General features: G+C 48.7%; 4 protein-coding genes. 1 reads left to right on the top strand and 3 read right to left on the bottom strand.

The window, feature by feature from the left end:
- Positions 1-185: 185 nt before the first annotated feature.
- Positions 186-1,679: a xylulokinase gene (gene xylB / locus ACX93W_RS18460; protein ID WP_459393848.1), complete on the bottom strand. Its 1,494-nt coding sequence runs from the start codon at positions 1,677-1,679 to the stop codon at positions 186-188.
- A 28-nt stretch (positions 1,680-1,707) separates the two neighbouring features.
- Positions 1,708-3,021, bottom strand: a complete 1,314-nt coding sequence (xylA, locus tag ACX93W_RS18455) for a xylose isomerase (protein ID WP_459393847.1) — start codon at positions 3,019-3,021, stop codon at positions 1,708-1,710.
- 174 nt (positions 3,022-3,195) lie between these two features.
- Here xylA and ACX93W_RS18450 point away from each other — a divergent pair, with 174 nt between their 5' ends.
- Positions 3,196-4,356, top strand: coding sequence for an ROK family transcriptional regulator (locus ACX93W_RS18450; protein ID WP_459393846.1), 1,161 nt, complete (start codon positions 3,196-3,198; stop codon positions 4,354-4,356).
- Between the two features lie 74 nt (positions 4,357-4,430).
- Here the strand turns inward: ACX93W_RS18450 and ACX93W_RS18445 are convergent, their stop codons facing one another.
- Entirely contained in the window at positions 4,431-10,217 is a 5,787-nt protein-coding gene (locus tag ACX93W_RS18445) for a glycoside hydrolase family 78 protein (protein ID WP_459393845.1), read from the bottom strand.
- Positions 10,218-10,915 lie beyond the last annotated feature (698 nt).

Below are 10,915 nucleotides of genomic sequence, written 5' to 3'. Positions count from 1 at the left end.
TGGTCATGGGTTATCCCTGCCTCATCACTATAGGTTTTCTCCCATCATAAAGGCTTACCTCTTCGTTGAGTAGTCTTGTTTTTCATTTATCCATAACTTGGAACTCTTGTGGGGCAAGCTTAGACATTTGTGTCCATCAGAACCCACAAAAACGAGGCGGAAAAACTCCCGCCTCGTTTTTTTCCCTATCGGTAAGCAACCAAGCTTTCATTTAAGCTGCGAGTATTGGCATAAACCTGTTGGTACAAGCGGAACAGGCCTTTGTAAACCTCCACCGCAGCCGGATTCGGCTCGTATTGCTGGTCATGCTTAACGAACAGCTCAGCACATGCTTCCAAGCTTGGAAACCATCCGCAGCCGTAGGCTGCGAGCATGGCCGCGCCAAGGCCGGGGCCTTGTTCATTTTCAAGCGATACAACGGTGGCATCGAAAATATCCGCTTGCATTTGCAGCCAAACCGGATTTTGCGCCCCGCCGCCAATCGATACAATCTTGTCCACGCTTTTGCCCGCGCTGCGGAACATATCCACCGACTCGTTCAACGAAAAGGTGATTCCCTCCATTACAGCCCTGGCAAAATGAATCCGTTCATGCGAGCCGTCCACGCCGATAAAGCTGGCGCGAATGCTGGAATCGGCATGCGGCGTACGCTCCCCGACAAGATAAGGCGTAAAGAGCAGTCCGCCCGCTCCGGGCTTAACCTCGCCTACACCGTCCAGAAGCTGGTCGTATGATTCGTCAGGGGCAAAGGTCCACTTAAACCAGCTAAGGCTATAGCCTGCCGCAAGCGTCACGCCCATGGCATAATAGGCGTTTTCCTTGCCATGGTTGAAGAAATGCACCTTGCCGCCAAAATCTTTGGTTTTATCATTTTCATAGGACAAAATAACGCCGGAGGTTCCGATACTGCTCAGTGTCAGTCCTTCCTTCAAAATGCCGGAGCCAATTGCTCCGCAAGCGTTATCCGCTCCGCCGGCAAATACTTTCACGGAAGTTGGAAGTCCCGTGCGCACTGCCGCGTCCGGCAGCAGCGTGCCGGTCAAGTCATGGGAGTCGACGAGCGGAGGGCAGAAGTTTTCCGGCAGCTCAAATGCCTTCAATACTTCAACGCTCCAGACTTTCTCAGCCACATCCAGCAGCAGGGTTCCCGCGGCATCGGAGAAGTCCATATGAAGATTTCCCGTCAGCTTGTAACGGACATAATCTTTGGGCAGCAGGAAAAGTTCCGCTTGAGCAAAAGTTTCCGGCTCATGCTTGCGCACCCACAATATTTTGGGCAGCGTAAACCCTTCCAGTGCAGGATTGCGCGTAATCGCCAGCAAATCCTCCCCTAACGCAGCTTCAATCTCGCGGCATTCGGCCGTCGTTCTTGTATCGTTCCACAAAATGGCGTTGCGCACGGGACGGCCTTCCCCGTTCAACAGCACAAGACCGTGCATTTGTCCGGAGAAGCTGATGCCTTCAATCGCCGCTGCATCAATGCCCTCAGCCGTTGCCAGCTCCTTCAGCGCTTCGATCGTCGCCTCTACCCAATCGTCGGGACGCTGCTCGCTCCAGCCGGAATGCTCGTGGAACAGCGGATAGGCGCGGCTTGCTTCAGCCGCTACCTCTCCGCTTTTTGTAACGAGCAAAGCCTTGACCGCGCTTGTCCCCAGGTCTATACCAATTACATAGCTCATCCGGGTTTCCTCCGTTTTCCCTTTATGCTTATACGCTGAAAATAACTTCGCTCAGCATCAGACGAATGCGCTCTTGGCGGCCGGATTCGTTAACGATCGGATTATTTTGCAATGCGTATTGCTCCAGAGATTTCAACGTAGCTTTGCCGGACACGATGTCGGCGCCGATGCCTTCTTTGAAGCTGCGGTAGCGGTTGTCCACGATGCCATCCAGAATTTTCTCATCGATCAGCTTGGCAGCGGCTTTCAGGCCCCATGCAAAGCTGTCCATTCCCGCGATGTGAGCCAGGAACAAATCTTCCGCATCGAAGGAACCACGGCGAACCTTCGCATCGAAGTTAACGCCGCCGCGGCCGATGCCGCCAGCTTTCAGCACTTCAAACATAGTCAAAGTTGTGGAGTACAGGTCGGTTGGGAACTCATCGGTATCCCAGCCCAGCAGCAAATCGCCTTGGTTGGCGTCAAGCGATCCAAGCATGCCGTTAATAGCCGCCGTGCGGATTTCATGCTCAAATGTATGGCCTGCCAAAGTGGCATGGTTCGCTTCCAGGTTAAGCTTGAAGTGATCTTTCAAGCCGTATTTTTGCAGGAATGCAATTGTTGTCGCAGCGTCAAAATCGTATTGATGCTTGGTTGGCTCTTTTGGCTTAGGTTCGATCAGGAATTGAGCGTCAAAGCCGATTTCCTTCGCATAAGCGATCGCCATATGGTACAAGCGGGCCAAATTATCCAGTTCAAAGCCCATATCCGTGTTAAGCAGCGTTTCGTAGCCTTCGCGGCCGCCCCAGAATACATAGTTTTCAGCGCCAAGCTCTTTGCCTACTTCAAGGCCTTTTTTCAGCTGCGCGCCAGCATAGGCGTAAACGTCAGCATTGCACGTTGTGCCTGCGCCATGTACGTAACGCGGGTTGGAGAACATGTTAACCGTGTTCCACAGCAGCTTTTTGCCGGAATGCTGCATTTGCTCCTTAAGCAGGGCAACGATAACATCCAGGTTTTTATTGGACTCCTGCAGGGTTGCGCCTTCAGGAGCGATGTCCACATCATGGAAACAGTAATAAGGGATGTTCAGTTTGTTCATGAATTCGAAGTTGGCCTCAACGCGCGCCTTGGAACGGTCAAGACCGTCGTATTTATCCCACTCGCGAACCATAGTGCCTACGCCAAACGGATCTGTACCGTTTGCGTTGAACGTATGCCAATAAGCAACGGCAAAGCGAAGATGCTCCTCCATCGTTTTACCCAGAACGACTTGTGTAGGATCATAGTGCTTAAACGCCAATGGATTATCAGAACCTTTACCTTCAAATGCAATATTGCCAATACCTTTAAAAATGGACATGTAAAATACCTCCCCATAAGGTTGAATGCGTTTTCTTAAAACTTCTCAAACAAAGAATAACACATCCATACTTAGTTTGTCTATTAAACAAAGTAAGTTTTATGCTATACTGTTTGCAGTTAATAAACGTGTACGGCATACCGCCCATTCAACTTACAAAAAGGAGAATTCACTTTGCGATCGAAACCTACGGGCGACCTTGCGCTTGTCAAAAAATTGAATACCTCTATCGTGCTTGACGCGATTATTGAACAAGCTCCGCTGTCGCGCGCAGCCATCTCGGAGTCCACAGGTCTCAACAAGGCGACCGTATCAAGCCTTGTCCAGGATTTGATCGACAACCATTTGGTGCTGGAGATTGGACCTGGTGAATCCAGCGGCGGGCGCAAACCAGTGATGCTGCTTTTTAATGAAAAAGCAGGCTACGCGGTCGGCGTAGATTTTGGCGTCAACTATATAAGAGGCGTATTAGCCGATCTGCAAGGACAGGTCGTTGCCGAAAGCTATTGCCAGCTTGGCAGGAAACAAGCCGAACAACCGCTGAACCCGCTAACGGATTGCATTCAAGAGCTGATTGATAAAGCGCCGGTCAGTCCTTATGGCATTGTGGGCATTGGTATTGGCGCTCCCGGCATCGTCGATGCTGAAGGCACAATATTATTTGCCCCCAATTTGAAGCTTAAACAATTCGAACTGAAAAAGCAGTTGGAGCAGCGTTTCGGTCTGCCGGTTACGGTAGACAATGAAGCCAACGCAGGCGCTCAAGGTGAACAACGGTACGGCGCAGGCCGCGGCATTCCCAATCAGATCTATGTCAGCGTCGGGATGGGGATCGGCACCGGTATTATTTTGAACGGCAAGTTATTCAAGGGCAGCTCCGGCTTTTCGGGCGAACTGGGCCATCTGTCCATTCAATATGACGGCAAGCCTTGCAGCTGCGGCAATCAAGGTTGCTGGGAATTGTACGCCTCGGAAAACGCCTTGCTGGAGCAAGCAGGCCCCCTTGGCTTTGAAAGTCTTGAGGAACTGCTTGCTGCATGTGAAGAAGGAAACGAAAACGTGCAGGATCTGTTTTCCGTAATTGGAGCTTATATCGGCATCGGTATTGCAGGTATTGTTAATGCATTAAATCCCGATGTTGTCATTTTGGGCAACCGCATGAGCAGAGGCGCCAAATGGCTGGCCTCTTCTCTAGAAGAAGCCGTCTTAAAACGCACATTACCGTACAACCGCGAAGGGCTGAAGCTGCTTTTTGCCGAGCTGCAGGAGCATTCAGCTGTTAGAGGCGCCGCCTATTACGCCATCAGCCAATTTTTCTCCAAAATTAAAAGATAAAAAACAAAACCAAAGTCAGAAATCAATGCCTGGCAGCACGCATGCGGTTAGCGCCGTTTTGCATGCTGCCTTAACTATTGCACTCGATGAACTCCGGCGATTCCAGAGGCATTTCCTTGTATCTTGACCTCAACAGAGTCGGTTTTGATGATGCCGTTGCTGTAATAAACGGCAAACCCAAATCTGTAAGTTCCATTTTCAAGCTTTTCAAAAGCACTATCCCACAGCTCGCCCTGCCACTTCGATCCTCCGCTTTGAAGACTTTTAAGCTCCGTCCGATATTTTCCGAATGTTACCTCGACCTTATCGGCTTTCGTATTGGTTCCCGTTGCTGTCGTAGTTGCCTCCAATATAAATTTCTCCCCAGCCCAAAATACTTCATACCCTCTTGGCGATTCTGCATTGCCGCTTTGCTTTTTGTTGTAATTTTGACGATGCTCGTTCCAAAGCGCGGTATGATGGACCGCGCCTGTCAAACTTAACGGCAGCACCTTAACGGTTTTTGAACGGCTCACCGGTTCCGCTTTGCCGTCGCTGACTGTAATTTTCATTACCCAATCACCTGTTTGGGTCATTACCACATTTGGAGCGGTAGAAGGGTATGTCGTCCCGGTAGCCTGAAAGCTGTAGCGATAGGTCGTTTTTTTGCCAGAAGGATCGCTTAACTCATAGGAAACGCTTAGCAAGTCGCGGTCCGGATCGGATACGTTGGAGCGGAACTGCACCGTATCTCCTTCGTAAACAGGTTGCGGTGACCAGCTGAAATCCGCAGTTGGCGGCTGGTTGGTTTCGATGTAGAAGTACCGGACCGTGCTCCAATCGCTCCATTCAAACCCGTCATGCACCCTCACCTGTACATACATATTGGTTTTCTCCGGCAGATCGGCACTGGCCGTCCAAGCTTTATCGGCTCCATCCCTGCTGCCGGAATCCAGGAGCAGCACGCCGCCATACCGGTATATCTGCACTTGATAACGCGACTGCGCGTCATTGTCCGGATCGCTGTACGTCCATGTAAACTCTGGCCGCAGCACCGTTACCTTGGTTGGGCTGTTTTGATTCGTGCTTGTTGGATAGGTTAGGTTGGCAGCCGGCTTGCGGTTCACGATGTTGATTTCCTGCTCAGCCTGCGCGGTTGCCCCATGCGAATCCTGGACTACCTGACGAATGTTGTACGTGCCCAGCTTGTCGAAGTTAATGGTCCAGTTCGTCCGGGATGTGCTGCGGATCGATTCAGCTCCGTTGGTCGTTTTATTCCGCACATAATATGTATGCGGCAGGTTGGTCCGATCGCCATCCTCCAGGTCACTGGCCGTAGAATCGATTGTCACGTTTACGCCGCGGTATGTCGTGACATGCGTTTTGGTGAAGCCAGGCGTTGGCGGCGTGTTCGGCGGCGGCAGCTTGTCGATCTCCAGCATTTGAACCGCCCAATTACTCCATGCTCCGTACTCGTCTTTCACCGCAAGGCCAACTTCATATGTGCCTTTCTCTTGCGGTGTAATGAGCTTTTCCGCCACATACTGGCCGCTTGGCGTAATGTAGTAGAACCTCTTCTCCATGATGCCTTTGGTCGCTTTATAATCAATACCGGTATCCTCGTCCGAGAAATGCGTAGCAGACTCATAACGATCTGGGTCATAGCTGTAATCGGTCCAAAGCACTTGGCCATCGCGTTCGCGCTTCTCTACTTTAAACTCGGCAACAGGGCGCCGATGGACGGTAATCATCCGTACAAACTCATTGGAGTTTTTCCGGTACTCGTCAAAGGTCATGTCCGGCATGGAATACCTTGGATTTGGATCGTCCCGGCCGCGAAGGGCGACCTTGTAATCGCCAACGTTATCCAGCATCAGCTCGCCTTCCCTGATGCTTTGGCCGTGAAGCGCTGACTGTCCCTGGTTGTTAATGAATCGAACCGTATGGAAGATGGACCAGTCCAGCTCGGCAATCGGGTCATTCTCCGGATCTTCAAAAATCACGTTGTCCGTCCGGATCGAAGCAGCCCCGTCCGCTTCTTCCCAAATGGCGTATTGGGTATCCCATTCATCGGCATCCGGCAAATCCTTGGAGCCGACTTTTTCAAAGTCAACAAGTCCTCTGTCTGCAAACATGCCGAAGTATCCGTCGCTGAACTGCGAATCCGTCACTTCAAAATAAGGCACATTATCCATGTACACCTTGATCGTTTCTCCGCGCATCAAAATGCGGAAGTTATATCCTTTGCTGCTTTGGACCGGGAAGTTTTGCGATCCCAGCACGGTCCGGTTTCCGCCGGTGTACTTGCTCAGGTACAGCTTCTGGCCATCCGTTTCCACCGCGTACCGGTTTAGCGGGTTTTGCATCCGGAACGACATGCCCGCCAGCTTGGTATTGGTTTTTGGCTGGTGGAGCTTCATCGTAAACGCCAGCTCTGCATTACTGAGCTTGTTATCCGAAACAAATTGCCCCAATGTAAAGGCATCGAATAGCAGCGGATCAGTGGTTGGCGTCCCTACCGATAAGACCGGGAGGAAGGCTGAACGGATGGCATTGTGTGTATCTACAGATTCATTGAAGGAGAGGTAGAGTCCATCCCCTACATACAATCCGTTTTGCGCCAATCCTGTATTGCCCCCGCCAAACATATTGATATAGGTTAATTTAATTAAGCTATTCGATGATATCTTGGCGCCAATTGGATTATGATAGTTCATCAACGCACTTATCCCGTCACTCCCCGTTGACCAACCGTCTGCTGTCTGAGTGTATGGATAATAGGTTGATGAGTTATTACTATTTTTCTTGAACAGACCGTTCCAATTCAAGGAAAAATCTGTTTTTTCGGAGTTCCATGTCCCATAATCTGTTGTGTTGAAATCAGATGCGCTGCCTGTTACTGCGTTAATTCGCTGGTAATAAAAAGCCCATGTCCATCCCGTATTGGTAAATGAATTGACTAATACTTCATTACGGCTTGGATCATAAATGATATTCGGGTACAACATGGGGGTGTTTGGCGATCCATAGGCGGGCCCATCCGTTAATGTCGCAGCAGCTCCTTTAAGCTGAACCGTCCATGCTAACTTAAAATTGCTGTCCACTTTAGACAAATACGTATTTTGACCATAGCGCGGAGCATCCTTATGTCCTACTTCTGTAAGGAGGTACAAATCACCCAAAATAAATTGAGCGTGTTTAGTTCGCATCTCATACTGCCAGCTGGGAACCGTTATTCCGAGATCAGGCAGGGTATAGGTTGCAATTAACTTCCCTTCACGATTCCACTCATAGTAAATACTTCCTACTATGGCCAAAAGATTGTCACCTTTTACGTAAAGCGAATTGTAACTGATTTGGTCCGGTAGATTATCTTCCAAGGTGGAAGCAATTAACTCGCCGGTAAATGCATCATAGGTACGTAAATCTAAACCAGATGAAGGTCCTGTTGTCTCTCTGCCATTTTGTATATACGTATCTCTTTGATCATCGTATTTTTGAAACGAAACGATTTGGTAGATTGTACGATCGGCTACCTCATAATGCCTAACGTCATATTTGTGTAAAACAGATTGTTTTCTTACCGTACCATTTGTTTTAGCCAGATAATCCGCATAAGATGGGTAGCTATACGATTTAATGGATCGATTGTACAGCTCTTTAGGTCCTAGCCTGAAGTCAACAGGAGTGCCGTCAGGATAAGACAACGCCAGGCTTACATCATACTGACCGTGAATAAAATCTTCTTTATACCTGCCTATTTTACTTTTATTAAACGCATATAATTCTCTTCCAGTGTTGTAATCGCTGTACAGTTGGGCAGATACTTTCATGCCGCCGTAATAAAAGTGAGACTCGTTTGTCCGCACATAGACGTTAGCTGACTGCGGCTGCAGATATTTATTATCAGAATTGAGCAGCAGCTGCGTTTTCGTGCTATCGACATTCGCAATAGCTCGATACGGACTCAAACTGTTTGTACCAAACCCCAATTCAGCAAATGGAGACATCCACGTAAAGCTGTAGTAATTTCCATTTGCATTAAGAGCAACGCTTTGATTGCGTTGGTTTTCCATCGTCTTGCCGGTTGATCCTGCCAGCACGTTTCCATTGGCAAACCATTTGATATGGCCGAACTTCATGGCGGCGCTGCAGTTTACGCCAAACAGCTTCCACTTCTTCAGCATGTCTGCTGGCAAGTACGGATTCAGCGGTTCCAGATCCGGCTGCTCGTTTTTACCCTCCATGTCAAAGGCGATGGTAGGCGAATCGTTGATCACATCCATCACAAGCATATCCTCTTGCTCGTCCAGTGTGTCCGCCCATCTTCCGTAGTCCTCCGTCACCTTGACGTAGAAGAGATATTTTCCGACTTTGGTTGGTTTAAATGGCAGGCCCTTATGGCTGCCCACAATTAAAGTCACCCATTCGTCGTCTTCAAAGCCATTGTTTTTGGCATCATATTTGTATCTGTATTCCGTTTTTACAATCTCGTCTCCGTCCGGACTGTAGGAGCGATTGATGATTTCCATTTCCTGATTCCGAACGGCAAGGGACGGCACATCCAGCTTGGCAATCGGCGGAAGGTCCGGCTCTACGATCAGCGTATGGTTGCCCGGCTGCAGGGACTTCAATCCTTCGCTGTCATATACGTGCAGCTGCACGTTCTCAAAAATATCTTCATCGGATTCATTGATGTATTCAGTTTTCTTATTAATCCACTCGTCACGCGCATGATTTATTGTCCGTCCAGCTGGACTATAGGACGCCTTGGAGTCAAAAAGCTTATCGTCTACTGGTCGGCCCGACTTCACCGTGGTTGGCCCTTTAGGGACGGCTACCGGGTTTTTCGGGACCACCTGAATCCAGGTAGATGCCGTTGCCGTTAGCCCCCACTGATCTCTCATTTGAGCTGAAACGTAATGGTAGCCCAACTCGTCCATCAGGACATTATGAAAGCCGTTTGTATATTCACTGTACTTGGATGGAAGCGCGCGGATAAAATTGCTCACGCTGCCTTCCGTATCAAAGCCCATGAAGTGCAAGCTGTCTCCATCCGGATCGAACGGTGTTGGAACATTTGGATCTTCGATAAAAATTAAGTTGAGCCTGGTTCCTTCTACAACTTGTTTTAAAGGAACGGTAGGCTGGCCGGGATACACAAAGCCGATTTGAAACTCCGGCGGTCGATTGCCGGCCATATCTTTCACAACCAGCGGTTTGGGATTGATCCAGCCCGTTTCACCGCAGTTTGTCTTGATGTTGATGCTGACGGTGTGCGTTCCTACGCCTATGACCCACGGATACGAGCTGTAGGAATAGGACGTAACCTGTGATTGGCCACCCGTTAACGCTACCGTTGTATAGGTTCCGTTGCGGTCAATCTTGTATTTGTGCGATTGATAGACGCACGCGTTCATTTGAAAGTTTTTCGGGACAAAGGAAAAGGATTCCCGGTAGTTAATGGTGTTTGGCACGATATCGAAGTCGCCTGTAAAGGATGGCGGATCGACTTCATAGAAAAAGCTAATGTATGCTTCCTTCTGCGTGCTATTTAGCGTTGCTGTAATGGCCCCACCACTGCTTACAGTCGTGCTATAGCCGCTGTAACTGACATTTCGGCCAATGATTCTCCCATGACTTGAATCCGGATTCTCAGTATGCGTAGCCGGCAGTTGACTTGGCAAATATGTTTTTGGAATGATACTCTCCGCTGCCTTCGCATATGTTCCGGTAGGTCCTACACGAACCATATGGCGAACGTTGACTTTGGTCGTGATCTGATCCGCATCCTTGCTCTGCCATTCCACAATCAATTGTTTGTCCTGATAGCGGTAGGTCATAGCCTGAAAGTTTACGCTGAAAGCCGCATACCACCACATTTGCCGCGCGCCAGGGTTGGCCCAATCTTTATACTGTTTGTTAGCGACGGCATATTGACCAAAAGTTTGACTAAAATTCAACCTAACACTGGATTTGGTTAATGCAGTATACGTTTCAAGATAGTTCGTTGTGGCTTTATCTGTTGTTCCAAAGGTCTTATGAACACTTTCTATTGGTTTTTCATCATCGACTTTTACATCAACGGGTTTTAATGTATCTAAACGAATAGCATCTGATGGAATAACAGCCTTTTTACTATTACCATCCAAATAATATGGGCTGTCTTTAGTTACAGTTAAAGAAAGTCCAAAGTCTGTGCAGTTAGGAAACCGTTTATATCCCCATTCATCCGTTAAGTTAGGGTTTGGGCAAGCTGAACTATCGGTTATGGTGCCATTTCCAGTTGCTTTCCAAAGGTTACTTCCGCCTGATCGATCCCAATAATAAATTCCTCCATAAACATGGCTAGTGTCCGTTTTAACCATAAATGCCTGGCCTTGTATAGTATCTAAACCCGCAAAACTTTCTTTCCCTTGCCAGCTCCCAGGTACATCGCGAAGCACTTGTCCATTTTCATCTATCCAGTACAAGCTTTTAATAAGAAACCCATCTTTTTTGTTAATGGAGAAAGTTGCTTTTTTGGACATGTCCTCACTAAACAAATACTCTTTCCCTTCACTTTTCACGGTGCGGTCTG

It is taken from the genome of Paenibacillus sp. CAU 1782 (genome assembly GCF_054551715.1).
The sequence above is the reverse complement of the archived record's forward strand: the minus strand, read 5'-3'. Positions and strand labels throughout refer to the sequence as shown.

Excerpts from the sequence above, each read along its gene's own strand:
- xylB (WP_459393848.1), bottom strand. The coding sequence starts at position 1,679 with ATGAGCTATGTAATTGGTATAGACCTGGGGACAAGCGCGGTCAAGGCT.
- xylA (WP_459393847.1), bottom strand. The coding sequence starts at position 3,021 with ATGTCCATTTTTAAAGGTATTGGCAATATTGCATTTGAAGGTAAAGGT.
- ACX93W_RS18445 (WP_459393845.1), bottom strand. The coding sequence starts at position 10,217 with ATGTGGTGGTATGCGGCTTTCAGCGTAAACTTTCAGGCTATGACCTAC.